Genomic DNA, 26243 nt, shown 5'->3' with positions numbered 1-26243 from the left:
GGCCCGCCTGCGTCAGGGGCGGTCGGCAGTGACGCCGCGACGCGCATCGCCCGCGGCCCGGTAGGCGAAAACCGTGGCCGCGATGGCCAGCCCCACGGCGATGATCCCGAACGGGTTGCACAGTGCGGTGGACATTCCCAGGGCGGACGGACCGGCCAGCAGCGACATGATGGACGCGCCCTCTCCGGCGCCGCCGCCGAAGTCCGGGACGGTGAAGCCGAAGGCGAACGCCAGCAGCCAGGCCAGCGCCGGCACCACGACGGCCCGCACCGGAAGCAGCCGGCCCCGGCGGGCGGTCTCGAGGAGCTTCACGCCGGTCAGCAACAGCAAGACCAGCAGCACCGGGCCCAGGCTGATGCCCAGCCAGAGCACCATCTGCCCGCCGATGCCAAACAGCACCCGTCCGGCCACCACCCAGAGCGGCACCAGCACCGCCATCGGAATCGCCAGCCAAAGGACCAGGGTGCGGAGAAAACCCTGGCGGACGGCCGAGGGCGGCGGGACGACGGTGCTGCTCATGCCCTCATGATAGGCGTCGTTCCCGGGCTCAAGCCCCTTCGAGCGCCTGTTGCGTGGCCAACGTGACATAGCGCGCGGCCTGGGCCATGGCCTGTTCCCGGCTGCCTGCCGCCTCGACCACGCTGGCGGCCGCGTGCACCCCGTGTTGGGCCAGGCGGTCCGGCGCCAGGTCGATCTGCCCGGCGACGACGACGGCGGGGATGCCCCGGGCCTGGGCACGCCCGGCGACGCCAAGCGGCGCTTTCCCGAATTCGGACTGCCGATCCAGCGACCCCTCGCCGGTCAGGACCAGATCTGCATCCGCCAGGGCGGCCTCGAGGCCCACCAGGTCCGCGACGACGTCGAACCCCGGCTCCACCCGGACCCCGGCCAGCGCCATGAAGCCGGAGGGGAAGCCGCCGGCCGCGCCCGCGCCCGCCACGTTGACGTCGCGGCCTGTTGCCTTCAGCAGCAGCTGGGCCCAGCGCTGCAGCGCCTCGTCGAGCAACCGGCGCGAGACCGCGTCGGCGCCCTTCTGCTCCCCGAAAGCGTGCGCCGCGCCGTCCGGCCCGTACAGCGGATTAGAGACGTCTGCCGCTATCCGGATCACGGTCTCCGCCAGGCGCGGGTCCAGGCCGGAGGTGTCCAGGTGGTCCGCGGTGGCCAGGGCCGCGCCGCCGAGCAGGACTTCGGCGCCGCCGCCGGTAAGGACCTTCAGGCCCAGCGCGCGGAGGGCCCCGGACCCGCCGTCGGTCATGGCCGAGCCGCCCACCCCGAGCACAATCTCGGTGGCGCCGGCGTCCAGCGCCGCCTCAATCAGCTGGCCGGACCCGTAGGAGTGGGCCGTGAGCGCCGACTGCACGCTGGGCTCCGTGAGCAGCAAGCCGGACGCCCGCGCGGTTTCGATCACGGCGGTCTTGCCCTCCGGCCGCTCGATCATGGCCCAGGATGCGGTGACCTCACGCTCCAGCGGCCCCACCACGCGTTCGGTGTGCTCGGCCGCACCGGCGGAGAGGGCAGCCTCCAAGGTGCCCTCTCCGCCGTCGGCAACCGGGAGCAGCTGCACTTGGGCGTCCGGGTAGACCCGCAGCACGCCCTCGGCCATTGCGGCGGCCGCCTCGGCGGCCGACAAGGTTCCCTTGAACTTGTCCGGTGCGATCAAGACCTTCATGCGGACTCCCTCTGCGGCCAACTGCCGCGTTCAGCCATCACTTCGGCCAGAATATCGGCGCGGTCGGAGACAATACCATCCACTCCCAGCGCCAGCAGGCGTTCCATCTCTGCGCGATCGTTGATGGTCCACACGTGCACGTGCAGTCCGGCCCGACGGCAGCGCCGCACAAACCCGGGCGTGACCACCGTAAACGGACCGTACTTCACTGGCACCTGCACCGCATGGACGCGGACCAGCCGTGCCAACAGGCCCGCCAGACCTATATAACCCAGAAAGTATATTGCCAGGGTCGCATATACTCCGGCGGATCCCGCGACGGGGCGGCTCAGGCCGCGCAGCACGCGGAAGCGGCGGCGGTCGGAAAAGGAAGCCACCAGCACGCGGTCGTGCGCGTCGTAGGCCTCGATCAGCCGGGCCAATTCGTCGGCGGCGGCCATGTCCTTCACGTCCACGTTCAGTCGCACGTCCGGCCACGCGGTCAGCAACTCCTCGAACGTGGGGATCGGCTCGCCGGAAATCCGGACCTGCGCCAGCTGGCGGGCCGTGTGCTCCGCCAGCTCCCCGCGGCCGTCGGTAGTACGCTCCAGCGTCCGGTCGTGGAAGGCCACCAGCACGCCGTCGCGGGTGGACCTGACATCGGTCTCCAGATAGGCGTAGCCGAGATCGACTGCCGCGCGGAAGGCCGCCATCGAGTTCTCCCGACCGTCCAACGAGAAACCCCGGTGCGACATGGCCAGGGGCCGGCCCTGCCCGGAACCGGGAAACGTAGGATTGAGATACGGGCTGGCGCTGCTCACCTTCGGTACTCTACCGGCCCCGCCACGACTGCCGATGAGGAGGAATCCATGCGTCTTGCCGTGGTGCAGGCTGCCGGGCTGCTCGGCGACGGGTCCCGGCCGCGGTGCCGGATGTGGCTGGAACAGGCGGCCGGGCTAGGGGCACGGCTGCTGGTGCTGCCCGCCGGGTTCGCCCCGCATTTCCGCCGCGAACTGGGCGGGCTCGCGGCGGAACACAGGGTCGCGGTGGCGGCCGGGAGCAGCAGCCACGGCAACGGCCCCGAACTGTGGCTGTTCGATGCGTACGGCGGGCTCCAGGCCTGCACGGACGCCGCCGCGGTCGTGCCGCTGGAGGGGCTGCTCATCGGGCTGGCTGCGGAGGACGACGCCGGCGCGGTCGCCCTGCCAGCGCCCGGCACGTCCCGCCGGTCGGTCTCCGACGACGGCGCGCAACTGCTCGTGGTGCCCGGCGGCAGCAGCGCCCGGGACGGCTGGTTCCGTGCACTGGCCCGCCGGGGAGCATCTGCACCGGCGGTGGCCTGGAGCGGGCCGGGCCACAGCTTCATCGCTGCACCGGAGACGGGGGTGGTGGCCGAGGCCGGCCTGTATGAAGAGCTGATCGTTGCGGATATAGAACCGCCCCGGCACAGCCGGAGCACCGGCCCCAGCTGGTTCGCCCGCCGGTATTTGGCCGAGCGCCCCGAAACGCGGCGCGAGGCGGCGCCCGCCGGAGCGGCGCGAGGCTCCTGACCCCGGGACCCACGCAGGGGTCAGGCCCCGCGCGAGGCCTGACTTCGGCCGGCCAGCCGTTCCTCGATCACCTGGGCGACGCCGTCCTCGGCGAACGCCGGGGCGCGGAACGGGGCTGCTTCCAGCGCGGCGCGGTGGCCGGAGGCCATCGCGTAGCCGGCCCCGGCCCACCGCAGCATTTCGATGTCGTTCGGCATGTCGCCGAAGGCCACCACGTCCTGGGGGCCGATGCCCAACGAACCGGCGTACTCGGCCAGGGTCACCGCTTTGTTGAGCCCCGGCCGCGCCATCTCCAGCAGCGGGTTGCCGGGGGCAGAATGCGTCACGGCGGCCAGATGCCCCACCGCCGGGCCAACCTCGGCTAGGAAGGCGTCGGGGTCGATGTCCGTCCCGCGGGCCAGCAGTTTTACGACGGAGTCGGAGCGGCGCAGGCTTTCCGGCAACAGTTTGGGCACGGTGCCGTCCAGAAGCTCCACCGAGCCGGGCTGCAGAAAGTTCGGTTCCAGCAGGAATCCCTCGGTCGTTTCCGCCGCGAACGTCACCGCCGGATGCAGGCCGAGGATGATCCGGCGCACCTCGAGAATGTTCGCGTGGGGCAGCGTCTGCGCCGAGAGCACCCGCTCGGCCACCAGGTCGTAGACCACGGCGCCGTTGGAGCAGATCACCCGGCCACGGTGTCCGATCTGTTCGGCCAGCGGAGTCAGCCAGCGCGGCGGCCGGCCGGTCACGAAGACAATTTCCACACCCGCGGCCGCCGCGCTGCGAAACGCCCTGACGGTGCGGGGGCTGATTTTGCCGTCCCGGCCGATGATGGTTCCGTCGAGGTCGCTGGCGATAAGGCGCATTGCACCAGTCTAGGGATGCCTCCGGCGGCGCAGGCGGCTAGCCCAGCTCGTCGCGGCGCGGCGGATTCGCCCCTGCCCGGGATACCGTGATGGCCGCGGCACGGGCAGCGTGCGCCATCACATCTTCGAGCGTGGCGGAGCCCATGTCGCGCAGCTTGCCGCGCCGGGCCGAACCGGAGAATCCCGCGTTCAGCAGCGCATCGAGCAGCCCGGACATGTACGCGTCGCCAGCGCCTACGCTGTCGACGACGGCCGACGCCGGTGCCGCGACCTCTGCCGTCCCGGCACGGACCACTCCCCAGCTGCCCTTCGCCCCGCGCGTGACCACCACCGCGCCCGGCCCCTGCTTCAACCACGAACGGGCCGTCTCCTCGACGGTACGGTCCGGGTACAGCCACCGAAGGTCTTCGTCGGAGGCCTTGATTACATCGGCCAGGACCACGAACTTTTCGGCCTGCCGCCGGGCGAAGTCCCGGTCCGTAATCAGCGTGGGCCGGCAGTTCGGGTCGTAGCTGACCAGGGCCCGCGGATGGGCCCGCTGGACGGTCCTGTACACCGTGTGCGCGCCCGGCTCCAGCATGGCGGCGACGGAGCCGGTGTGCAGCCAGACCGTCTCGTCGAGCAGCCGGGGCCGGATCTTTTCGAGGTCCGGCAGTTCCCAGAGCAGGTCGAAAGAGTAATGGGCGGCACCGGCGGGATCCAGGGTAGCGGTCGCAGCGCTGGTCGGCGACGCATCCGGATCCAGCGGCACCAGCACCGAGTTGCGGCGCAGATGGCCGTGGACCAGGTCCCCGAACCGGTCCTTGCCGTACCGGCCGACGAACTGGACCGGACGGCCCAGCCGGGCCAGACCCACCGCCACGTTCATCGGGCTGCCGCCGACGTGCACCCGCGGCGGCATCGTGTCGGAGCGGACGACGTCCACCAGGGCTTCGCCTATGACCGTGAGCACAGTGCCAACGTAGCAGAGCGCCCCCGGTTGCGGCACCGGCATCAGCCCAGGCCGGCCAGCACCCCGCGGATGCGCGCAAACGCAACAGAGGCAGGATCTATGAGCGCATAGTGGTCCCCGGGAACGAGCACCAGTTCGGCCGTCCCGCCGGCGGCCCGGGCGGCGTCGACGTAGCGCTCGGACAGTTCCCTCGGCACGTCGGCGTCCTGCTCGGCGTGGAAGGCGTAGACGGGGACCGGCAGCGGAACGTTCCGCATGGGATCGGCGAGCCGGTAGGGATGCGCGGCACCTGGATCAGCGTCCTCCGGCCGCCCGAGCAGGTTTTCGACGGCGCCGTCGCTCAGGCCCAGCTCGTGGGCGCGCGCCACATCCAGCACCCCGGACTGGCTGAGCACCGCAGCGAGCTCCACCCGTGGGGCCGCGCCGGGCACCCGCACCCCGGACTCCTCCGACCGCAGCCGGCCCCGTCCGGCCGCCCACACCGCCAGTTGGCCGCCGGCCGAATGGCCCAGCCCCACCACCCGCTCGAGCGCAAATCCGGACTCGTGCGCAACGTCGGCGAGCCGGTCGATGCCGCAGGAAACGTCGTCGAACGTCTCCGGCCAGCCGCCGCCGTTGCCCGCGCGCCGGTATTCGATGTTCCAGCAGATCCAGCCGCGGCCGGCGAGGTCCCGGGCCAGCGGGCGTCCGAGCTCGGCACCGTAGGCAGCGCGCCAGTACCCGCCGTGGATGATGACGACGACGGCGGTGTGCCGCCGCCGGGCGGGCACATACAGTTCCGCGTACTGGCCGGGATCCGGGCCGTAGCTGTGCCGGGTGCACTCCATCCCTGCACTGTAGCCGCCCGCCGCTAGGGAGCCCCGTTGGAGACGCTGTCCTCCACCTCGCCCGAGCCTTCGGCGCTGCCATCACCGGACATCCCCGCCACGGTGGTCCCCCGGTGGTTCAGCTTCCACGGCGCCGGCACCAGGCGCCCGCCGGCGGAGGCGCGCCCCTCCAGCCGGTCGATCAGCAGGTCCACCACGGTACCCACCAGCGGCTCCGGTCCCACCGAGCTCAGCGGCGGTTCGGAGTGGTGTCCCAGATCCGAGGTGTCCACGCCGATGATCTCCATCTCCTCCGGGATCCGGAGTCCCGCCGCGGTGGCGGAGCCGGAGACGCACAGGGCCTCCAGATCCGCAGTGGTGAAGAACGCCGTGGGCGGATCGGACAACTTCAGCAGCGTGCCGGTCTCCTCGTAGGATTCACGCCAAGACCCGTGCGTTGCACGCACCAGGTTTTCGTCCAGTTCTGCGCCGAGGTCGGCCATCGCCTGCCGGAACAACCCCAGCCGGGAACCCCGGGGACCCGGGGCGGGCCCGCCCCGGTGCAGCACGGCGATGCGGCGGTGCCTGGCAGCAAGATACGCAGCCGCCTCGGCGATGCCGACCTCCGCGTCCACTTTCAGCACGTCGAAGCCGTCAGGCTGCAGGAACTGTGACACGACCACCTGCGCCACGCCCCGGTCGGCGAGGTCGCGCAGGGTGTGGTCTTCCTCGGGCGTTTCGGTGCTGAAACCCAGGATGGCCCCGTCCGCGCCGCCGGAGAGCATGAAGTTCCGCCATGCCTCCTGGCCCAGCAGAACCACCACGCGGTACCCGTGCTCCGGCAGCACACGGTTGGCAACCTCCGCCAATTGCCGGTCCCAGGCCGAATCCAGGTTTTCCACCACGACGGCCACGGTGTCCGTCCGCCCGCGGCGCATGCCCCGGGCGGCGTGGTTGGGCACATATCCCAGCGACTTGGCCGCCTCGATTACCCGGGCTTTGGTCGGTTCGCTGATCCTCGTTGAACCCCCGTGCCGGCCGGACAAGACGTATGAGACCGTTGCCAGCGAAACGCCGGCCCGCTCGGCGACGTCGCGAATAGTCGGCTTAAATGAACTCCCCATGATGCAGTTCTGCCTTCTTCCCCAAGAATCATCCCCCGAAACTTCCCCCCAGAAGTTCCCCTTGGTAAAGACTAACGATTCATCGGCAGAATGATAGGGGTAGGGTCAAAATTTTTGAGCGGCAGCTCCGCGGATCAGGCCTGGAACTGCGGGATTTCGACGACGACATCCGACGGCTTCTTGTCCGGCCGGAAGCCGCGCCAGACCGGGTGGCGGAGCTTTCCGGATCCGGTGCGTTCGCTGAACTGGACCTCGCCGACCAGCGCGGGCCGCACCCAGTTCGCGTCGGAGGCGTCTGCCGCCGGAACGCCCTCCAGCGGCGGGGTCTTGCGTGACATCTTCTTTAGCCGTGCACCGATTTCGGCCAGTTCGCGCTCCGTCAGCCCGGATCCGACGCGGCCAAGGTAGCTCAGCTCCACGCCGTCGGGCACGGCCACCAGCAGCGAGCCGACCTTGCGGGCGCGCGAGCCCTTGCCCGGCCGCCAGCCCACGATGACCACTTCCTGCGTCAGCTGGTTCTTGATCTTGATCCAACTCCTCGTCCGTAGGCCCGGCGCGTAGTTGCTGTCCGTGCGCTTGGCGATAATGCCTTCCAGGCCGACCTCCCGGCTGGCTGCGACCGCTTCGGCCACGCTGGCATCCAGCTCCGGCGGCACCTGGATATGTCCGTCGTCCGGCGTCTCCACCGCTTCCTTGAGGATTTCCCGCCGCTGGGAGTATTCCAGCCCAAGTGTTGGTGTTCCGTCCAGTTCCAGCAAATCGAAGAGGAAGTACTCCACCGGGTATTTCGCGGCCGCGCGCTCTATATCCGCTTTTTTGGTGAGGTTCATGCGGTTCTGCAGGCGGCCGAAATCCGGCCGTCCTTTGGCATCGAGCGCGACGATCTCGCCGTCCAGCACCGCGGTTTGGGCCAGGACGTGGTCTGGCAGGTCGGCCAGTTCGGGGTAGGTCTTGGTCATGTCGATGCCGTTGCGGCTGACCAAGCGCACGGACCCGTCGGCAACGACGGCGACGGCCCGGATTCCATCCCACTTCATTTCGTAGGCCCAGCCCTCATCCTCGTCGATGGAGGCCTCGGTGCCCTGCACGGCCAGCATCGGTTTCACCGCTTGCGGCGGCCGGGCGCCCTGAGGCGCGGAGCCGGCATCATCCGCAGGCGCGGCGGTGACGGCCGCCCGCCCGGCGCGCCCGGACCCGCGGCCGTCCGCCGTCCCCGCAGCAGGACGCGGCTGGTCCTTCATCAGGTGCATCAGCCAATTGTCCTTGCCGTCCTCGCCGCCGGTGCGGATCAGGGCGTAGCGACGCGGACCGGGGGGCCCGCCGTCGTTCGCCAGGCCGCCGTCGGGTCGCCCGTGCAGCACGATGATGACTTCCTTGCCCTCGCGCCACTTCTCCACTTCGTAGGTGCCGCTGTCCCAGATGGTCATCACCCCGGCGCCGTATTCGCCCTTGGGGATGGTGCCCTCGAAGGTGGCGTATTCCATGGGGTGGTCCTCGGTGTGGACGGCCAGGTGGTTCTTACCGGTCGTGACCGGCGGTCCCTTGGGCACGGCCCAGGACACCATCACCCCGTCATGCTCCAGCCGGACGTCGTAGTGCAGCCGGCGTGCGTGGTGCTCCTGGATGACGAAAACCGGTTCATCGTCCGACTCGCGCCGCTCGATCACCGCAGGCACCGGCTCGGGCGTGCGGTCCGGGTCGCGCATCGAACGGTACGTGCTGAGCCGGTCCGGCCCCGGCTCCGGCAGGGACTGCTCGTCGGCGGTGCCGCCCGCCATGCCGGCCAGCGGGTCGCCGATCTCCTTGACGCGCTCGAGCACCTGCCTGAAGTCGAGGTGAGCCAGGTCCGGGTCTTCCAGCTCGGCCCAGGTTCGCGGCACCGCCACGGTGGGGTGCGGCCGGCCGCGCAGGGAGTACGGGGCGATCGTGGTCTTGGCCCAGTTGTTCTGGCTCCAGTCGACCAGCACCTTGCCCGTGCGCAGGGACTTCTTCATGTCGCTGACCACGAGGTCCGGATGGTCGGCCTCCAGCAGGCGGGCGAGTTCGTGGGCCACCTGGCTGACGTCCTCCGAGGTCTGCTTGCCGTCCAGCCCGGCGTAAAGGTGAATGCCCTTGGAACCGGAGGTCACCGGCCTCGGGTCGAGCCCCATCCCCTCCAGGATGTCCTTGATCAGGAAGGCGACTTCGACGCACTCGGCCAGCCCGGCCCCTTCCCCCGGGTCCAAATCCAGCACCATCCGGTCGGGATTGTTGATCTTGCCGCGCGGTCCGAACTTCCACTGCGGAACATGGATTTCCAGGGCCGCAATCTGCGCCAGCCACGTCAGGGTGGCCCGGTCATTGGCCAGCGGGTACACGTTGATGTTGCTCTTGTGCTCGATGGTGTGCCGCATGACCCAGTCGGGCGCGGACTTGTCCAGGTTTTTTTGGAAGAACACCTCGCCCGGTTCCTCCGCCGTGCCGACGCCGTGGACCCAGCGTTTGCGCGTCACCGGCCGGTCCGCAGCATGCGGAACCAGGAACTCGGCGATCTCCGAATAATAGGCGATCACCTCCGCCTTGGTGGTCCCGGTTTCCGGGTACAGCACCTTGTCCAAATTAGTCAGCCTGAGCCGGCGTCCGTCGACGTCTACGGTCTCCTTCTGGCTGGATATCCGGCTGGAATTCTGGCTGGCCATACCGCCAGTCTGTCCGCCGCGCGGCCGGTTGGCTAGGCCCTCGCCTCTGGCTTTGTACCGCCCGCGGGTGTTCACTAGTGGCATGAGAGCCATCTGGAAAGGCGCGGTGGCGTTCGGTCTGGTCAATGTGCCGGTCAAGCTCTACAGCGCCACCGAAGACCACGACGTGAGCCTGCACCAGGTCCATGACAAGGACGGCGGGCGCATCCGCTACCAGCGCCGGTGCGAGGTTTGCGGCAAGACCGTCGACTACCAGAACATCGACAAGGCCTACGACGACGGTGAGCACACCGTGGTGATCACGGACGAGGATTTCAAGTCCCTGCCGGTCGAGAAGAGCCGGGAGATCGAAGTCGTCGAGTTCGTCCCGAGCGACCAGATCGATCCGATCATGTTCGACCGCAGCTACTATCTGGAGCCGGATTCGAAGTCGTCCAAGGCCTACGTCCTGCTCCGGCGGACCCTGGAAGAGACGGACCGCACGGCCATCGTGCAGTTCGCGCTGCGGCAGAAGACCCGGCTGGCGGCGCTGCGGGTCCGCGGCAAGGTCCTGATGCTGCAGACCCTGCTGTGGGAGGACGAGGTACGGGAGGCCAGTTTCCCGTCGCTCGAGGAAACCGTGCGGATCTCGGCGAAAGAGAAGGAGATGTCCGCCGCGCTGGTGGAGTCGTTCTCCTCCGACTTCACGCCCGGGGACTACACCGACGAGTACCAGGAACAGCTGCGGACCCTGATCGAGGCGAAGCTGGAGCAGGGCGAGGCGCTGGATACGGCAAAGACCTTCGGCACGGACGAAGAGGAAGAAGGCGGCAAGGTCCTGGACCTGATGGAGGCGCTGCGCCGCAGCGTCGAGCAGAACCGGGAGGCCAAGTCTTCCGCCGGCTCCCCGAAAAAGAAGAAGTCAGGCTCCAAGTCCGAGGCGTCAAAGGGCGCCTGACGCGCGGTAAACGGACGACGGCGGGGCGGGGGACGACGGCGGGGCGGGGCCCAAACCACCGGGACCGCCTGCCGCTCGGCTACTGCCGGTAGTTTTCCACTTCCCCGGCCGGCCTGGTCTCTGCTTCGCCCGGGTCCTCGCCGGCCCTGCGCTTGGCACGGCGCTGGCGCAGCAAGTCCCAGCACTGGTCCAGCTGCTCTTCCAGGCGGCGCAGCTCGGCGGCGCGGGCGGCGGCCTTGTCCGGCTCCTCCGGCGTGGAGTCGCGCAGTTGTTGTTCCTTCTCGACCAACGCGCTGATGTACTTCTGGATGTCCTGGTCCATGGCACGCCCCTCCCGGCGGTAGTCACCTCAGGCTACGTCGCACGCCATCCGCGGGCTAGGGCCGCCGCCTCCTCAATGGACTGCGTTCTGTGGTTGACTTCCTGCAGGGCAATCCCGGTGGCGGGCGATGTGGAGGAACAGAAGACTCATGGCATATGGCGAGCTCGACACCTCGTCCGGGGTACCCCTGTATCGCCAGATCAGGGAAATCCTGCGCAGGGAAATAGCCGAGGGGATCGCTGATCCGCGGAAGCCAATGACCGAGGCGCAGTTGCTCAGCCGGTTCGAAGTCAGTCGGGCGCCCGTCCGGCAGGCACTCCAGGAGCTTGCCAGCGAGGGGTACATCTACCGGAAACAAGGCAAGGGGACGTTCCCGGTCATCGGCACCAGGGTCCAGCGGCCGGCCGACGTGCGCTCGGGGGCCCTGTACCAATACCTCGCCGAGAGCGGACTGCGTCCGACGGGGAAGGTCGCCGGCATCGAGCGGGTGGAACCGCCCGGCCGGATTCGGGACCTCCTGGGACTCGAAGCGCACGAGCGGCTCCTGCATTTCACCCGCCTTATCTCGGTCGAGGATGAGCCCCTCGTCGAAGCCGACGTCTACATTCGGGCGCCCGGGGACTTCAGCCCCACCGCCGCGGAACTGGAACGCGTCGGCTCCGCTTTCGAACTCCTCAAGAAAGAGTTCGGCATCGCACACGTCCGCGCCGAGCACGAAGCCTGGGCAACCGCGGCCACCGCCGAACAGGCCGCGACCTTCGGGGTCGCCGTGGGGAGCCCGTTGCTCGTCATCGAGACGGTCTTCTTCACCACGGGTAACCTGCCCGCCGGATGGCGCTCCGCAGTGCACCAGGCAGACAAATTCAAGTACCGGTTCAGCACCGGGCAGTAGGCCGCGACCCCGCGGGAAATCCACCCCGTCAGCCAAAACGAAACGAGATGTTTTCCGGTCAATCGCCTTGACTTTGACACTACATCATGTAAACCTAGTTGACAGGTAATCAAGGTCACATCAGCGGGAGCCCGCGGCCGTTAGCGGACGCCGGGCCTCCCGAGGGGCTCCTCCTTCGTTTACTACCGCCTGCACCGGTTTCGGCGAGGAATGAATCCAGAGGTCGCGGTGCATGATCCTTCCCAGCGTGACGTCTGCATGGCGTGGCGTCAGACGAAAGGTTGTGCCAATGACGGATACAACAACAACCCCGCACCCGACGGCCAATACCGTTCTTGGCCCCGTTCCGGCCCACGAACTGGGTGTGGTCGCGGTCCACGAAGCCCTGCTCTCGGTGGTCCCGGGAGCCCAGTACGCCCCGGACATCAGCATGGACCGGGCGGAGATCTTCGAGGTCCTGGCCGGAAAGCTGACCGACTTCCGCAGGGCCGGCGGCCAGACCATCGTGGACAGCACCGGCATGTTCCACGGCCGCGACGTGAAGCTGTACGAGGCGCTCTCGCGCTCGACCGGCGTGCACATCATCGCCTCCACCGGCATGGGGCCGGAGGAAATGCTCGGCGGCTACTTCCTCACCCCGCAGACCAACCCGCCGACCCCCTGGCCGGCCGAAAAGTTCGCCGACCTCTTCTCGAAGGAAGTCAGCGAGGGCATGGTGGTCCCGCGGGTCGAGCGCCGCGGAGCCGCCGGGCTGGTCACCAGCACCGCAACCCGCGAGGGCATGACCCCCACCGACGAGAGCTTGTTCCGCGGGGCGGCCCGGACCGCCCTGGCCACCGGCATCCCGGTCTCCATCCGCTACGGCGCCGACGCCCTGCACGACCTCGACGTCGTCCTGGACGAGGGACTGCCCGCCGGGCGGGTGCTCGTCGGCGGCCTGGACCGCCAGGACGCCGCGGCCGCCGGTGCGGCGCTTGAGGTGGCCCGCCGCGGTGCCTTCGTGGGCCTGGACCACGTGGGACTGGACGACGACGGCGGCTACCTCAGCGACCGCGAGCGGGCCGGACTGGTGCTCGAGCTTGTCAGGGCCGGCCACACGGACCAGGTCATCCTCTCGTCCAACGCGATCGGCGTGGCCAAGGGGCAGCCGGACTACGACCTGCCGTTCAGCCACGTGTTGACCGCCTTCGTCCCCTTCCTGAAATCACTGGGCCTGGGCGACGACGACGCCCGCCGCATCCTGGTGGACAATCCGCGCAACCTGCTGGCTGTGCGCTGAGCACCGCGGCCCGCCATCAACAAGCTTTCGAAACCCTGAGGTGAGGGAATGACCAAGGTCAACACCGTGCTGGGAACAATCCCGGCTGAAGAACTGGAAATCGTGGCAGTCCACGAACACATCGGCTACGGCATGCCCGGCTCCGAGCTCGACACGCGATGGTGGAAGTCGCCGGAGCAGGCCTACGAGGAAACCGTGCCGAAGCTGCGCAGGTTCCGCGAAAACGGCGGCGGTACCTTCGTGGACGCCACCGGCATCTGCAACGGCCGCGACGTCGACTATTACAAGTCCCTCTCGGCCAAGACCGGCGTGCACATCGTCGCCTGCACCGGCTTCGTGGGCGGCGACACCGCACTGCCGCACTTTGCACGGGCGTCGGTGGACTACCTGGCGAAGGTGTTCATCCACGAAATCACGGTGGGGATCGGCGACACGGGCGCCAAGGCCGGCGTCATCAAGGTCGGCGTGAGCCGCGGCGGCAAGATGACCGAACTCGACAAGCGGATCTACCGCGCGGCCGCCCGCGCGGCCGTCCTCACCGGGGTCCCGATCCTCACGCATCTGGCAATCGACCCCGAGCCCGCCGTGAACATCTTCAACGAGGAGGGCCTCCCGTTGGATCGCGTCCTCTTCGGCCACGCCGACGACGGCCTGAACGCACCGATCACGCCGCACGACTGGATTTACGAGCAGGGCGGCCGCATCGGCTTCGACACCTTCGGCTACGATCTCGAACTGCCCGACCCGCCGTTCTGGGGCCGCAAACGCGCCGAGCGCATGGAGCACTTCGTCAAGCTGGTGAACAAGGGCTACGCGGACAAGCTGCTCGTCTCAGCCGACGCCAACTGCAGCCCGCTGGGCTGGCCGGGCGTGAAGGGCCACACCATCAACTACATCTTCGATGACATGCTCCCGGACATGCGCGCCGCCGGCATCGACGACGCCACCATCAAGCTCCTCCTCGAGGACAATCCGGCCGATTTCCTCTCCATCAAGGCCTGACCCGCATCACTCCATCCGGCGCCATGCGCCGGCTCCGCTGCCGCCTACGACGACGGCGACGGATTCCAACCAACCCATTCACCCCGAGGACGCCTGCACCGGCGTCCAGTGAAGGAACAACAGAACAATGCAGACTTCCGAAATCCAGAACCTGAAGGTGGCCGTCGTGGGCGGCGGCTACGCCGGCGCTTCCGCTGCCCTGGCACTGCTGCAGCTCGGCGCCGACGTGCACGTCTACGAGCAGGCCCCCGAGCTTGGTGAAGTAGGGGCCGGCATCGGCCTGCGCCCGCCGACCGTGGAGGTGCTGCGCAAGTGGGGCGTGTTCGAAGAATTCGAGAAGGTCTCCGCCCCCTCCGAGGCCATCGAGGTCTACCAGGCCAACGGCGAGCTCATCGCCCGCGACCCGTGGCCGGGCATCAACGAGTACGCCCAGACCAACCACTGCCGCATGGTCCACCGCGGGGACGTCATCGAGACCCTCCTGCGCCTGCTGCCGGCCGAGCGGGTTCACATCGGGCACAAGATGATCAGCATCGCCGATAACGGCAACTCCGCCACCGTGAAGTTCGAGAACGGCGTGGAGGTCACAGCCGACCTGGTAGTGGGCGCCGACGGCATCCGCTCCAGCGTCCGGAACCAGATCTTCGGTGAGGTCCAGCCGGTGTTCTCCCACACGATTGCTATGCGCGCCGTCATCTCCGCCGACGACGCCTATGGCCTGGTGGAGAATGACAACTTCCGCGTCTACGTGGGCCAGAACGGCACCACCGTGTACTTCCTGCCGCTGCGCCACCGCAACCAGGTGTCCTTCGACATCACCGCCCCGAGCGACGACACCGCGTGGGCGCCGGAGGTCACGCACGAGTACATCGGGTCGCTGCTGGAGGGCTTCGACGAGCGCCTGCAGAAGATCGGCCAGGAACTGGACATCGCCTCGATGACGAACCGCGGTGTCTACGACATCGACAAGCAGCCGACCTGGCACACGGACAGCGTTGCCCTGGTGGGCGACGCCGCGCACGCCATGCTGCATCACCAGGGCCAGGGCGCGAACTCCGCCATGCAGGATGCCGCCTGGCTGGCCGACGCCATCAAGGACGGCTCCGACCTGCAGGACGCCCTGCGCACCTACCAGGCCAAGCGCAAGCCCATCACCGACGTGCTGCAGGACATCTCCCGCAAGCCGTTCGACATCGGTGACTCCTTCCCGGAGACCACGTCCTTCGAGAAGGGGGCGGGTGTCGAGTGACAATCCACCCCGAGATCGGCAAACTCCTCGCCACGCTGCCGCCGTTCGACCACGGCACGCGGCCCGACCCCGAGGCAAAGCGCGCGGGCGACCTGCAGTTCGTCGCGCCCTTGGAGGAACGGCTGCCACTGCACGCCGTCGAGGACACCGTTGCGGCCACTGACGCGGGCGAGGTCCCGGTGCGGATCTACACCCCGGCGGAGGCGGAGTCTTACGGGCTGCTGGTGTACTTCCACGGCGGCGCATTCTTCTCCGGCAGCCTGGAAACGCACGACCATGTCGCGCGGGCGCTGGCCAAGGAGAGCGGCTACAAGGTCATCTCCGTCGGCTTCCAGCTGGCACCCGAGGCCGCCTTCCCGACCAGCCTGCAGGAGTGCTACGGCGTGGTCCGCTGGGCCGCCGAGCAGGGCGGGAGCCTAACCTGGGACGGCCAGAACCTGGCTTTGGCCGGCGACAGCTCGGGCGCCAATTTCGTGGCGGCGGTGACGGCGATGGCCCACGACGAGGGCTTCGACCGGATCACGCACCAGGTCCTGTACTACCCGTCGCTGGACCTGGACTTCGACGAGGACCGCTACGCCTCGCTGTGGGAGAACGCCACCGGCTACGGCCTGGAGACCCCGGCGCTGAAGCCGTGGAACTCCTTCTACCTCGAGAGCGGCGCCGACCCGGCCGACCCGCTGGTCTCCCCGATCAAGCGCGAGGACCTCACCGGCCTGCCGAAGGCCCTGATCATCACCGCCGAGTACGATCCCCTGCGCGACGAGGGCGAACTCTACGGCCGGCGCCTGCAGGACGCCGGAGTGGACACCACCGTCAGCCGCTACGCGGGCGCCAACCACGGCTTCGTCCAGAACTTCTTCTGGATCCCGGAAATGTACCGGGCCTACCAGGAAACGGGCGCGTTCCTTAACCGGGGCTGACCCCACCCGCCCCAAACGCAGCGGCGGCGCGCACCCATAGGTGCGCGCCGCCGTCGTCGTCTGGGGTGTGGGGCCGGTCAGGCGCTCTTGCCGTACAGCTTGCGGTAGCCGTGCAGCGTCGTGAAGAACGGGGAAGGCTCCAGCGTCGGATCTCCGGTATAGCCGAGTTCCTCGGCCACCGAGGCGAACGGCGAATAGGGCGAGTCGCTCTCCTGCAGGCCGCCCTCCAACGAGCGGCGCACGGCGGCGCGGACCCGGGCCTCGATGTCCAGGCTCTCCTGCAGGGCCTGTCGGGCCATGCCGGCGTCCATCCCGACGTCGAAGGGCACGCCCTCGGTGTTGCGGTAGGGGTGGCCAAGGTACAGGCGGTTGGGACGGATTTCGTCGCGCAGGTAGCGGAGGCTGGCACGGTAGGCGTCCGGATCCTCATACCCCGGGAAGTGGTTGGCGGCGCCGTGGACCTGGACGGAGTCGCCGACGAACACGGCGTCCTGCCCGTCCACCACGTAGGCCACGGAGCCGGCGGTGTGGCCGGGGATGTGGTGCACGGAGACCGTGACGTCCCCGCCAAGGCTGAGGGTTTCGCCGCCCTCCAGGAGCATGTCCGGTTCCATCTCGCCCGAGATGGCATGCCCGGCCGCCTTCGTCTGCTCCTCGACGGCGTTCGGGTTGTCGAGGTACTGCCGGCGGACGTCGAGGTAGTTCTGCACGTGCGCCTGCCGGGAGCGCAGCAACGGGGCGTCCGCCCGGTGGATGACGACCCTCGCCTTCCGGCCGGTGAGCTCCCACAGGGCGTGGGCACCGCCGAGGTGGTCGATGTGGCCGTGGGTCAGCAGGATCCACTTAACGTCCTCGATGCGCCGGCCCAGCTTCTCCAGCTCCGGCGCCATTCCCTCGACCGGCGACGTGGTGATGCCCGTGTCGACGATGGCCGGCTCGGGCGCGTCGATGAAGAAGCTGTAGAGACCGAAGCGGCCCCAGGGCGAGACCAGCGGATGGATGGTCACTTCTTGCGTCATTGTTCTCTCCTCGGCTCCGGGACCCGTTCACGGTCCTGATGGTACGGCTCGACAGCGCGGCCCCCTTCCCTCGCGCGGCCTTTCCGCGCCGCGGCCCGGACCTGGTCACCATCGTTTGCACGGACTTTATTATAATAATATAATTTGAGCGGGGCTCCGGAGAGCGCGCCTGCCAGCGGGACACCTGGCACTCGAACGTCAACAAGGAAGTGCACACATGACTGATTTCACGACGTGGAATGCCGGTGGGGAGACGATCAAGATCCGCAAGGACCTGCGGATCCCAATGCGCGACGGCGTTGAGCTCGCCGCGGACACCTACCAGGGCCTGGAGGACAAGCCCCGGCCGGCGCTGGTGGCCCTGAGTCCGTACGGCAAGGAGCTGCAGGCGCTGGCGCTGACCACTCCCCCGCAGCAGCGTCCGAGCCCGATGTGGGACGGCTGCATCGAGGCCGGCGACATCGCCCGCATCGTCAAGGAGGACTACGTCCACGTCATCGGCGACCTGCGGGGGTCCGGCGACTCCGGCGGCGAACACATCGGCAACTACAACGCCGGCGGCGTATCGCTGGGCCAGGATGCGTACGACTTCATCGAATGGGTTGCCGAACAGCCGTGGTGCGACGGCAACGTCGGCATGGTCGGCATCTCCTACTTCGGCTCCATGCAGGTACTGGCCGCGGCCGAACGCCCGCCCCACCTGAAGGCGATTTTCGTCAGCGGCGGCCACTACGACTTTTACGAAACCACCTACCACGGCGGCATCATGTGGTTCATGCCCCGCGCCGCCCGCGAAGGCCGCGGCGGAGACTCCGGTTGGGCCTTCACCGACGGCGTCAAGTCCCGCATGATCGAAAAGTACTCGCCCGAGGAGCTCAAGAAGCTGGTCGCCAAGCGCCTCGAGGACCCGGACGTTGCCGCCTGGCCGAACCTGGTCCACGTGCTGCATTACCCCAAGAACCACGAAGCCTGGTTCGACATCGTTATGAACGAGCTGGACGGCGAGTGGTACGAGGAGCGCAACCCCATCACGCTCGCTCCGAACATCGACATCCCGGTCTGGCTCCAAATCGACCAGGGCCGCGGCTGGACCATGGACGGCACCATCGAGCTGTACAACTCGCTCAAGGGACCCAAGAAGCTGACCATCGGCCCCTACCCGCCCATGCAGTCGCGCCCGTTCATCGAGGAGCACGACAAGATGTTCCGCTGGTACGACTACTGGATCAAGGGCATCGACAACGGCGTGATGGACGAGCCGGCCGTGAGCGTTTTCGTCGAAGGTTCCCGCGAGACCGTCGAGGCGGACCAGTGGCCGCCGAAGGAGATCGAGTACACCTCCCTCTACCTTCGTCCGCGCCACAAGCTGTCCGCCGAGCCGGAGTTGATGGGCGTGGAGTATGCGGCCCCGGACGGCTTCTACCAGGCGCCCCTGACGGTGACCGACAAGGTGGAGATCCTCAGCTGGAGCACCGGGCCGTTCGAAGAGGACACGGAGATGATCGGCACCGGCGCCGCGCACATCTTCGCCGAGATCGACCAGCCGGACTCGAACTTCATCCTGCGCCTGTGGGACTACGCCCCGAACGGCAAGCGCCAACTGATCACCACCGGCTACCTCAAGGCCTCGCACCGCGAGCTGGACGAGGAGCGCACCAGCGAGGGCAGCCCGATCCACCCGCACACCCGTGCCGTGCCGGTGGAGCCGGGGAAGATCGAGGAGTATGTCCTGCGCCTCTACCCGTTCGCCAACACCTTCAGGCCGGGACACCGGCTGGTGGCCGAGCTTTCCAACGGCGAGCCGCTGGCCGACGAGCACAACGCACTGCTGCCTCCGGACGCCTTCCACCTCCCGGTGGGACGCCCGGTGACGCACAAAATTTACCGCGACGCCGCACACCGGTCCCGGCTGGTCCTGCCCTTCACCGCCCGCAAGGCCGAGGATGGGGCGAACTAACGCGACGGCAGCTCCGACCGCCGGCCGGGCGCCCTCGAGGTGCCCCCGAGGCTTCCCCGGCCGTGGTGATCAGCGATCCTGAACGTCACGGCCGGAGGTGCCCGGCGCACCTCTTATCCTTGGGTAATGGAAACAACCGAGGGCGGCACGGCCCGGAAAGCCGTCGAGGACAACCGCGATCTGGCGGTGGCCTTGATCGACATCTCCTCCGATGTCCGCCGAAAATCCCACGAGAATTCCGGCGTCCCGTTGCTGCCCAACGGCATGGTGGACATCATGCGGGTCATCGAAGCGCACCCGGGCATAACCGTGGCCGAGGTCGCTTCCAGGCTTGACCGCCAGTTCAGCAACGTGAGCACCCAACTGCGTGAACTGGTGGCCCGCGGGCTCGTGACGCGCAGGCGCGACGAGGCGGACAAGCGCTACGTGACGCTGCACCCCACCGACGAGTCCCAGCGGATCAGGATCATGCTGGAAACCGCGTGGGCGGAAACCCTGGGGACGGCGGCCGCCAGGCTACACCCCGGGGAACAGGAACAGATCGCGGCGAGCCTGCCCGCCCTCCAGCGCCTGGCGGCGCTGATCAACGAGCCGGACCAGCGCTGAACCGTCGGCCAGTCGGCCTTTTCTTTTTCGGTATACTTATACTTTTGTAAGTATTAGCGGCGCACCTGTCTGCCGCACCCCACAAACAGAAAAGGTGGCCATGAAAGACGTCCTAGAGGAGAAAATTCCGCCCGGAGAGGTGGAGGCGGCAGAGGCCGTGGAGCCCGAGAGGATCTCGCCCAAGCGCATCGCCGCCGTGATCACCGCCTTGGTGCTGTCAGCGCTGATCATGATCCTCAACGAGACCGTGCTGACGGTCGCCCTGCCCGACCTGATGGCGGACCTGGGCGTCCAGGCCACCACGGCGCAGTGGTTGACCACGGGCTTCATGCTCACGATGGCCGTTGTCATTCCGACCACCGGCTTCATGCTTCAGCGGTTTACCACGAAGAGCCTCTTCGTCAGTGCGATGCTGCTCTTCATCCTCGGCACGGCGCTGGCGACCATCGCCCCGACGTTCGCGGTGCTGCTCGTCGCGCGCATCGTCCAAGCCGCCGGCACCGCCATCATTCTGCCGCTGCTGATGACCACCACGCTCACCTCCGTGCCGGTGCGGCACCGCGGCACCGTCATGGGCCTCAACTCGGTGGTCATCTCCGTGGCTCCGGCCATCGGCCCCACCCTCTCCGGGGCCGTCATCAACTCCTTGACGTGGCGCTGGGTCTTCGGCCTGATGGTCCCGGTGGCCATCATCGTCTTCCTCTTCGGCGTCATTGCCATCAAGACCGGCAAGGAGACGCGCAAGGCTCCGCTGGATGTCCTCTCGGTCATCCTCTCCGCCTTCGCCTTCGGCGGCATCGTCTATGCGCTGTCCTCGATCGCCGACCTGATGGCAGGTTCCTGGGCCCCGGGCGTGGCACTGGTCGTCGGCGCCGTCGCGCTGGTCCTTTTCATTCAGCGTCAGCGTGCCCTGCGCAAGACCGAGTCCGACCTGCTGGACCTCCGTCCGTTCAAGGTGCACAACTTCCGCATCTCGGTCATCATCGTGATGATCGCCATGGCCACCATGCTGGGCACGGTCATGGTGATGCCGATCTTCATGCAGAACGGCATGGGCCTGAGCACGTTGACCATCGGCCTGGCCCTCCTGCCCGGCGGTTTGATCCAAGGGATCGTGTCCCCGCTCGTCGGCCGCCTTTACGACAAGGTGGGCCCCCGGCCCATCGTCGTTCCCGGCGCCTTCCTGCTGGCCGGCGGGCAGTGGCTGTTGGGAAGCGTCCATATTGATACCCCGGTGCCGACGATCGTCGTCTTCCATACTGTGTTCTGCGTCGGCATGGCCATGCTGATGACTCCGCTGATGACCGTGGCCCTGGGCGCCCTGCCGCGTGAGCAGTACGGCCATGGCAGCGCGATCATGAATACCCTGCAGCAGTTGGCCGGCGCCGCGGGTACCGCGGTTCTCGTTGCCGCCATGACCATCGGCACGGCGGCGGCAGCCGCCGGCGGCATCGCGGCGAACGTCGCCCTGGTTGACGGCGTCCGGGTCGCCTTCACGGTCGGCGGCATCCTCGGCCTCGTGGCCGTCGTGTGCGCACCGTTCGTTCGGCGCCTGCAGGAGAACACCGGCCACTAAGGCCCGGCCGCCCCGCCCGCACGCACGCTTAAAGGAAGCCGGTCACCCCAAGGGATGGCCGGCTTCCTCTGTCTCGGTCGTGCGACGCTGCGGGATGCTACCCGGCCGTGCGCGGTGCCGCTGCTTCCGGTTGGGTTTCCTTGACGCCGTGCAACCCAAAGAAGCTAAGCAACGCCGCGGCCAGGGCCGCGATGGCAACCACCAGGAAGGCCTGCGTGAATCCGCTGCCCAGGGCCTCGAGGGCGAACTGGCTGCCGCCCGATCCGGGGACGCCCTCGGGGATGCTGTTGAGCGCGATCGGCCCGCCCGCTTCCGCAATGCCCATCGCCGGACCCAACTGGTCCGGAGCCAAACCGGAGGTCTGCAGGGAGGTCATGAGTTTTCCGCCGGCGGTGGAGAGGGCAATGGCGCCCACCAGCACCGGTCCGAGCGCAAACCCGAGGTCGCGCAGGAGGTTGGTGGTGGCGCTGGCCATGCCGGTCATCTCCCGAGGCACAGAGTTCACGGCTATAGCGGTCATCGGGCTCAGCGTGAAGGCGAAACCAAGTCCGACCAGCAGGGACGGCAGGATGAAAGCGGTCACGTCGCGGCTGGTGACATCGGCAGTGGAGTTGATCAATGCGCCGGCAGCCATGGCCAGGAATCCGAACGTCATCAGCCAGCGGGATGAGACGCGGGCCTGCAGCCGGGACAGCACGGGGATCAGCACGAAGGCGGGCCCCTGCAGCAGCAGGAACAGCAGGCCGAGGTACAGCGGGTTTTGGTGCTGGACCGGCCCCAGCCACATGCTCGTGGAGAAGCAGGCGCCCAGGAAGGCGAACATGCCGACCACGGCCACGATCGACGCGATGGCGAACTGGCGGTTCAGAAACAGCCTCAGCTCCAGCAGCGGGGACTCGACTCGCAGTTCGATGGCCACAAAGATCGCCAACAGCACCACACCGGAGGCGAGGGCGGCTACCACGTGGGCGCTGGTCCAGCCGTCTTCGGGACCCTGTACCAGCCCGAAGAGAACCAGGATCAGGCCCAGTGCGAAGGTGATTTGGCCCCAGATATCCATCCGGCGCTCCCGGGCGACCTTGGCCTCGGCGGAGCGCAGGGCGGTCAGCAGCAGTGCGGCGAGGGCCGTCAATACCACCACCGCATAGGCCCCGCGCCACCAGCCGAAGCCGGCAAATACGCCGCCGAGCAAGGGCGACAGGGCCGAACCCGCCGAAAGGAAGCCTGCCCAGATGGCGATGCCTCGCACGCGCTCCTGCATGGAGCGCGCCACCGAAGCAACCAGGGCCAACGATGCGGGGAAAATCGCACCCGCACCCAGGCCGTTAAGGGCGGAGCCAATCCACATGGCCTGGACCGTCGGGGATATGGCGCAGACCAGCGAGCCGATCATGACCAGCACGGCGCCGCCCACGACGAGCTTGCGGTGGCCGTACTTGTCACCGAGCACACCAAAGGTCAGCTCGAAAACCACCACCGGAATCATGAACGCGGCGGTGATCCAGGTCAGCTGGGAACCGAACGTGTTAAAGGTGACCTGGAATTCGCCATTGAGCGCGCCTGGCAGCGCGTTGGCGATCTGCGCCACCATGACCGCCAATGATGCAGCGACCAATGTGCCCCTGGTGCGCGCGGGCGTGACCTGCACGGGCGGCGCCTGGGGCGGCGGATCGGACTGCGGCGATGACGTGTGGGTCCCCTGGTCCTGGCTCATATGAACTTCCTTGTCATGGTGTGAGCGGTGTGGTGAACGGGTGGTGCTCGGCGGAACCGGTCCGGGCATGGGCGGCCGCATTCGTCCGCACTCGCTGGAACCGGTGGTGGACGAGACCCTGCCGCAACACCCTGTGCTGTCTGCGGCACCCTGTGACGCAGGCGACAGGCTCATCGTGATGGGGCTAACAGTAGTGATTCGAAATACAGGGTGTCAAGTGAACATTCGACGTGTCATTTGAAAGGTTCCGCGCTCGAAGAGCGCGCGGCTGAAGTGCTGCAACGGTGCGGGGAAATCCGGACGGCAGCCGCGGCTGGTCCGGAGGATCCGCGGCCACCGGCTATCCTGTGTGGCATGGCAACACTCCGCGAGGCTCAGAAACAGCAGACCAGGCAACTTCTCTTGGACACCGGCCTGGACCTCTTCGAATCCAAGGGCTACGCGGCCACCACGATCGACGACATCGCCGCCCGTGCCGGCACCACGAGGACGACCTTCTACCTGCACTTCGCGTCGAAGGCGCAGCTGATGGGCGACGTGGTGAAGACGGTGGACTCCATTCTCACCAGCGTGGACGACCCGGCCCTATCCACCGTGGTGGAACTGGGTACCCGTGACTTGATCCGCGCCTGGATCAGCCGGAAATTCGACCAATGGGAAGCAACGCGCCCCTATCTGCATGCCGTCTACCAGGCGGCCCCGGTCGAGCCCGAGGTCGCAAAGGTCATGGAGGACTGGTTCCGCGATGTGGCGGCGGACATGACGTCCGGGCTGGATCGGTCGGGGCGGTTCGACCCGGCCAGCCGCCAGGTCCGCTGCGTCCTCGCCTTCGGCCAGCTGGAATACCTCTCGCAGCGGTGGATCCGCACGGGCTGGATCATGGATCGGGAGATGTGCCTGGAAACCCTGACGGATTCCTGGTGCCATCTGCTCTCGGAGGGGTAAGCCTCCAGCAGGATCACCCTTGGCGCGCGCCCGCCAGCAATTCGGCCAGCGCCCCGCGGCCCAGCACGGGCTGGCGATACTCATCGCTGAGGATCTGCAGCATGGAACCGGCATAGTCCTCATTGGTCGAGGCAATCATGTCCTTGGCGAAGACCACGCGGAAGTTGTGGGCGAACGCATCAGCCGCCGTCTGCGCCACGCAGTTGTGGGTCGCCACGCCTGCCAGGACCAGCCGTTCCACCCCGGCGTCCCGCAGCCGCTCGGCCAGGCCCGTACCAAAAAACGCGCTGTCGCGTGTCTTGACGATGCGCTCGAGGCCCTCTGTTTGCAGCCCGGGCAGGAATTCGGCCTGCTCGGTCCCCTCGAACAGGAATCCCTGGTCATCGTCGAGCATGCTGAGGGTCCAGGTTGAACGGTCCCTGAGGTGCTGCGTGTAAACAAGCAGCACCGGCACCTGCGCCGCCGTCGCGGTCCTGATCAACAGATTGGCTGACTCCACCACGGCTTCCTGCCGCTTGGCCAAGGCAGGGTCCTCGAAGTACGCGTTCTGCAAGTCGATCATCAGCACCGCAGTTTTCATGCCCTCCGCCTTCCGCCGGTCGTCCTCGCTTCCATCCTGTCAGGTGCACCCGCAGTTTGGGTCTTGACGCGCCAGCAGGGACAGGGTGTGGTGTGTACTACCATCCGGCCGAAAGGACAGCGTCATGCACTCACTCTGGCTCGATACCGCCCAACAGATTCCCGTGGACACGTACTCCGGCCAAACCGGGTTCGACTCGGTCGTCGCCGGAGCCGGGCTGACCGGCCTCACCACTGCTGTCCTGCTGGCGCGGGCCGGGCACCGGGTTGCCGTGGCGGAGGCGCGGTCGGTCGGCGCCGCCACTACCGGCAACACGACCGCCAAGGTATCCCTGCTGCAGGGCAGCCAGCTTTCGCGCATCGCGAACCATCACGATTCCGGCACCGCCGCGGCCTATGTGGCCGCCCAGCGGGAAGCCCAGGCGTGGATCCTGCGGTACTGCGACGAACACCGGGTGGGATACGACCGGCGGGACGCCTTCACCTACGCCACGACCCCCGAGGGCGCCGAGGACCTGGCGGCGGAGCAGCGCGCCAGCGAATCCGCCGGCCTGCCGGTCGAAAAAGTCTCCGGTGCCGGCGAGCTGCCGTTCGAGGTCGCCGGGATGCTGCGGTTGGCCGACCAGGCCCAGATCCATCCGATGCACCTCCTGGCGGCGCTCGTTGCAGAACTGCGCAGCCGCGGAGGCCTGGTCTTCGAGGGCATGCGGGTCACGGGCATCGGCCGCGCGGACGACGGCGGTGACGGGGCGGGGCCGCGAAACCTTACCGTGCGCACGGGGCTGGGCGACATTAAGACCGGCATCCTGGTGCTGGCGACCGGCACGCCCATGCTCAACCGCGGGGGACATTTCAGCGTGCTCAAGCCAATGCGTTCCTACGCCGCCGCCTTGACGGTGCCCGGGCGCATCCCGTCGGGGATGTATTTGTCCATCGACGGGCCGACCCGCTCGCTGCGGACCGCGCGCCACGGCGACCGGGAGGTCTTGCTGGTCGGCGGCAACGGCCACGTTGTCGGCCGCCACGGCCATACCCGGGGTCTGGTCGATGACCTGCTCCGTTGGACCCAACAGCACTTTCCGGGTGCCGAGCCCACGCATGCCTGGTCTGCGCAGGACTATGAACCCGCCGGTGCGGTGCCGTACGTGGGTCCGATCCTGCCCGGGGAAAAGCGCATCATGGTGGCCACCGGATTCAACAAGTGGGGCATGACCAACGGGGTGGCGGCGGCACTGGCGCTGTCGGCCTCCATCCTGGGCGGCGACAATCATTGGGCCAAGGACCTCTATAAGTCACGCATCTCCGGACGGGACGCCGCCAGCACCGCCGGCACCAATTTGTCCGTCGGGTTGGAATTGCTGTCCGGCTGGCTGGGCGGATTGACCAGGACCACGCATGCGGCACCGCCGGAGGGTCAGGGCACTGTGGTGCGGGAAAATTCGCGGCCGGTGGGCATTTGTACCGTGGACTCCGCCACATACCGGGTCAGCGCGGTCTGCACGCATCTGGGCGGCGTGCTGTCCTGGAACGACGCGGAGGACAGCTGGGACTGCCCCCTGCACGGGTCCCGCTTCAGCGCCGACGGCAAGGTGCTGGAAGGCCCCGCCGTCAAGGACCTCGAGGCACGGTAGCCCCCTTGG

At 68.0% G+C, this 26243-nt stretch carries 24 protein-coding genes; 12 read left to right on the top strand and 12 right to left on the bottom strand.

The window, feature by feature from the left end; genetic code table 11:
- Window positions 1–12: 12 nt before the first annotated feature.
- From AC5RW2_RS26785 to AC5RW2_RS26775, 3 genes are read right to left on the bottom strand one after another with little or no spacing between them, the layout of a single operon-like run.
- Window positions 13–519: a hypothetical protein gene (locus AC5RW2_RS26785; RefSeq protein ID WP_494049164.1), complete on the bottom strand. Its 507-nt coding sequence runs from the start codon at window positions 517–519 to the stop codon at window positions 13–15.
- A gap of 28 nt (window positions 520–547) precedes the next feature.
- Entirely contained in the window at window positions 548–1669 is a 1122-nt protein-coding gene (locus AC5RW2_RS26780) for a glycerate kinase (RefSeq protein ID WP_494074766.1), read from the bottom strand.
- Window positions 1666–2469, bottom strand: coding sequence for a glycerophosphodiester phosphodiesterase family protein (locus AC5RW2_RS26775; protein WP_494074765.1), 804 nt, complete (start codon window positions 2467–2469; stop codon window positions 1666–1668). Before AC5RW2_RS26775 ends, AC5RW2_RS26780 begins: the two co-directional genes overlap by 4 nt.
- A gap of 48 nt (window positions 2470–2517) precedes the next feature.
- Here AC5RW2_RS26775 and AC5RW2_RS26770 point away from each other — a divergent pair, with 48 nt between their 5' ends.
- Complete coding sequence (locus tag AC5RW2_RS26770; protein WP_494074764.1) at window positions 2518–3198, top strand: hypothetical protein; 681 nt, start codon at window positions 2518–2520, stop codon at window positions 3196–3198.
- 20 nt (window positions 3199–3218) lie between these two features.
- Here AC5RW2_RS26770 and AC5RW2_RS26765 read toward each other — a convergent pair whose 3' ends face one another.
- The 5 genes from AC5RW2_RS26765 to AC5RW2_RS26745 form a co-directional block, all read right to left on the bottom strand.
- Window positions 3219–4043 (bottom strand): HAD family hydrolase, encoded by an 825-nt coding sequence (locus AC5RW2_RS26765; protein WP_494023945.1) that lies wholly within the window; start codon window positions 4041–4043, stop codon window positions 3219–3221.
- Between the two features lie 37 nt (window positions 4044–4080).
- Window positions 4081–4995 carry a carbohydrate kinase family protein gene (locus AC5RW2_RS26760; RefSeq protein WP_494049168.1) on the bottom strand — a complete coding sequence of 305 codons (915 nt, stop codon included), beginning with the start codon at window positions 4993–4995 and terminating at the stop codon, window positions 4081–4083.
- Window positions 4996–5036: 41 nt separating this feature from the next.
- Complete coding sequence (locus AC5RW2_RS26755; protein WP_494074763.1) at window positions 5037–5822, bottom strand: alpha/beta hydrolase; 786 nt, start codon at window positions 5820–5822, stop codon at window positions 5037–5039.
- A 23-nt stretch (window positions 5823–5845) separates the two neighbouring features.
- Entirely contained in the window at window positions 5846–6925 is a 1080-nt protein-coding gene (locus AC5RW2_RS26750; RefSeq protein WP_494001897.1) for a LacI family DNA-binding transcriptional regulator, read from the bottom strand.
- A gap of 134 nt (window positions 6926–7059) precedes the next feature.
- A complete protein-coding gene (locus AC5RW2_RS26745) occupies window positions 7060–9603 on the bottom strand; it encodes an ATP-dependent DNA ligase (protein WP_494074762.1) in 2544 nt (847 codons plus the stop codon).
- A gap of 82 nt (window positions 9604–9685) precedes the next feature.
- On the opposite strand from AC5RW2_RS26745, the gene ku reads away from it, so the two are divergent.
- Window positions 9686–10540, top strand: a complete 855-nt coding sequence (gene ku / locus AC5RW2_RS26740) for a non-homologous end joining protein Ku (protein WP_494074761.1) — start codon at window positions 9686–9688, stop codon at window positions 10538–10540.
- Between the two features lie 79 nt (window positions 10541–10619).
- On the opposite strand, the gene AC5RW2_RS26735 is transcribed toward ku, so the two are convergent.
- Window positions 10620–10862, bottom strand: coding sequence for a DUF2630 family protein (locus AC5RW2_RS26735; protein WP_494074760.1), 243 nt, complete (start codon window positions 10860–10862; stop codon window positions 10620–10622).
- A gap of 148 nt (window positions 10863–11010) precedes the next feature.
- Here AC5RW2_RS26735 and AC5RW2_RS26730 point away from each other — a divergent pair, with 148 nt between their 5' ends.
- The 5 genes from AC5RW2_RS26730 to AC5RW2_RS26710 all read left to right on the top strand — a co-directional run bounded on the left by AC5RW2_RS26730 (window position 11011) and on the right by AC5RW2_RS26710 (window position 16207).
- The gene (locus AC5RW2_RS26730; protein ID WP_494074759.1) at window positions 11011–11754 is read left to right on the top strand and encodes a GntR family transcriptional regulator; all 744 of its coding nucleotides are present in this window, start codon (window positions 11011–11013) and stop codon (window positions 11752–11754) included.
- 289 nt (window positions 11755–12043) lie between these two features.
- Window positions 12044–13033 carry a phosphotriesterase family protein gene (locus tag AC5RW2_RS26725; RefSeq protein WP_494074758.1) on the top strand — a complete coding sequence of 330 codons (990 nt, stop codon included), beginning with the start codon at window positions 12044–12046 and terminating at the stop codon, window positions 13031–13033.
- 48 nt (window positions 13034–13081) lie between these two features.
- On the top strand, window positions 13082–14035 hold the full coding sequence (locus tag AC5RW2_RS26720; RefSeq protein WP_494001891.1) for a phosphotriesterase family protein: 954 nt from the start codon (window positions 13082–13084) through the stop codon (window positions 14033–14035).
- A gap of 127 nt (window positions 14036–14162) precedes the next feature.
- Window positions 14163–15284 (top strand): FAD-dependent oxidoreductase, encoded by a 1122-nt coding sequence (locus AC5RW2_RS26715; protein ID WP_494013408.1) that lies wholly within the window; start codon window positions 14163–14165, stop codon window positions 15282–15284.
- Window positions 15281–16207 (top strand): alpha/beta hydrolase, encoded by a 927-nt coding sequence (locus AC5RW2_RS26710; RefSeq protein ID WP_494074757.1) that lies wholly within the window; start codon window positions 15281–15283, stop codon window positions 16205–16207. Before AC5RW2_RS26715 ends, AC5RW2_RS26710 begins: the two co-directional genes overlap by 4 nt.
- 77 nt (window positions 16208–16284) lie before the next feature.
- Here the strand turns inward: AC5RW2_RS26710 and AC5RW2_RS26705 are convergent, their stop codons facing one another.
- Entirely contained in the window at window positions 16285–17226 is a 942-nt protein-coding gene (locus AC5RW2_RS26705; RefSeq protein WP_494074756.1) for an MBL fold metallo-hydrolase, read from the bottom strand.
- Window positions 17227–17443: 217 nt separating this feature from the next.
- Between AC5RW2_RS26705 and AC5RW2_RS26700 the strand changes: the two genes are divergently transcribed.
- From AC5RW2_RS26700 to AC5RW2_RS26690, 3 genes are all read left to right on the top strand, one after another.
- On the top strand, window positions 17444–19183 hold the full coding sequence (locus AC5RW2_RS26700) for a CocE/NonD family hydrolase (RefSeq protein WP_494074755.1): 1740 nt from the start codon (window positions 17444–17446) through the stop codon (window positions 19181–19183).
- A 126-nt stretch (window positions 19184–19309) separates the two neighbouring features.
- The gene (locus AC5RW2_RS26695) at window positions 19310–19789 is read left to right on the top strand and encodes a MarR family winged helix-turn-helix transcriptional regulator (RefSeq protein WP_494001233.1); all 480 of its coding nucleotides are present in this window, start codon (window positions 19310–19312) and stop codon (window positions 19787–19789) included.
- A 100-nt stretch (window positions 19790–19889) separates the two neighbouring features.
- Complete coding sequence (locus tag AC5RW2_RS26690; protein ID WP_494074754.1) at window positions 19890–21365, top strand: MDR family MFS transporter; 1476 nt, start codon at window positions 19890–19892, stop codon at window positions 21363–21365.
- A gap of 97 nt (window positions 21366–21462) precedes the next feature.
- Here the strand turns inward: AC5RW2_RS26690 and AC5RW2_RS26685 are convergent, their stop codons facing one another.
- A complete protein-coding gene (locus tag AC5RW2_RS26685) occupies window positions 21463–23079 on the bottom strand; it encodes an MFS transporter (protein ID WP_494074753.1) in 1617 nt (538 codons plus the stop codon).
- A 354-nt stretch (window positions 23080–23433) separates the two neighbouring features.
- On the opposite strand from AC5RW2_RS26685, the gene AC5RW2_RS26680 reads away from it, so the two are divergent.
- Window positions 23434–24024, top strand: a complete 591-nt coding sequence (locus tag AC5RW2_RS26680; protein ID WP_494001230.1) for a TetR/AcrR family transcriptional regulator — start codon at window positions 23434–23436, stop codon at window positions 24022–24024.
- Between the two features lie 13 nt (window positions 24025–24037).
- On the opposite strand, the gene AC5RW2_RS26675 is transcribed toward AC5RW2_RS26680, so the two are convergent.
- Window positions 24038–24604, bottom strand: a complete 567-nt coding sequence (locus AC5RW2_RS26675) for a cysteine hydrolase family protein (RefSeq protein ID WP_494023956.1) — start codon at window positions 24602–24604, stop codon at window positions 24038–24040.
- 124 nt (window positions 24605–24728) lie between these two features.
- On the opposite strand from AC5RW2_RS26675, the gene AC5RW2_RS26670 reads away from it, so the two are divergent.
- Window positions 24729–26234, top strand: a complete 1506-nt coding sequence (locus AC5RW2_RS26670; protein WP_494074752.1) for an FAD-dependent oxidoreductase — start codon at window positions 24729–24731, stop codon at window positions 26232–26234.
- Window positions 26235–26243: the final 9 nt, after the last annotated feature.

The organism is Arthrobacter sp. B0316-1-20 (genome assembly GCF_059091865.1).
The sequence above is the reverse complement of the archived record's forward strand: the minus strand, read 5'-3'. Positions and strand labels throughout refer to the sequence as shown.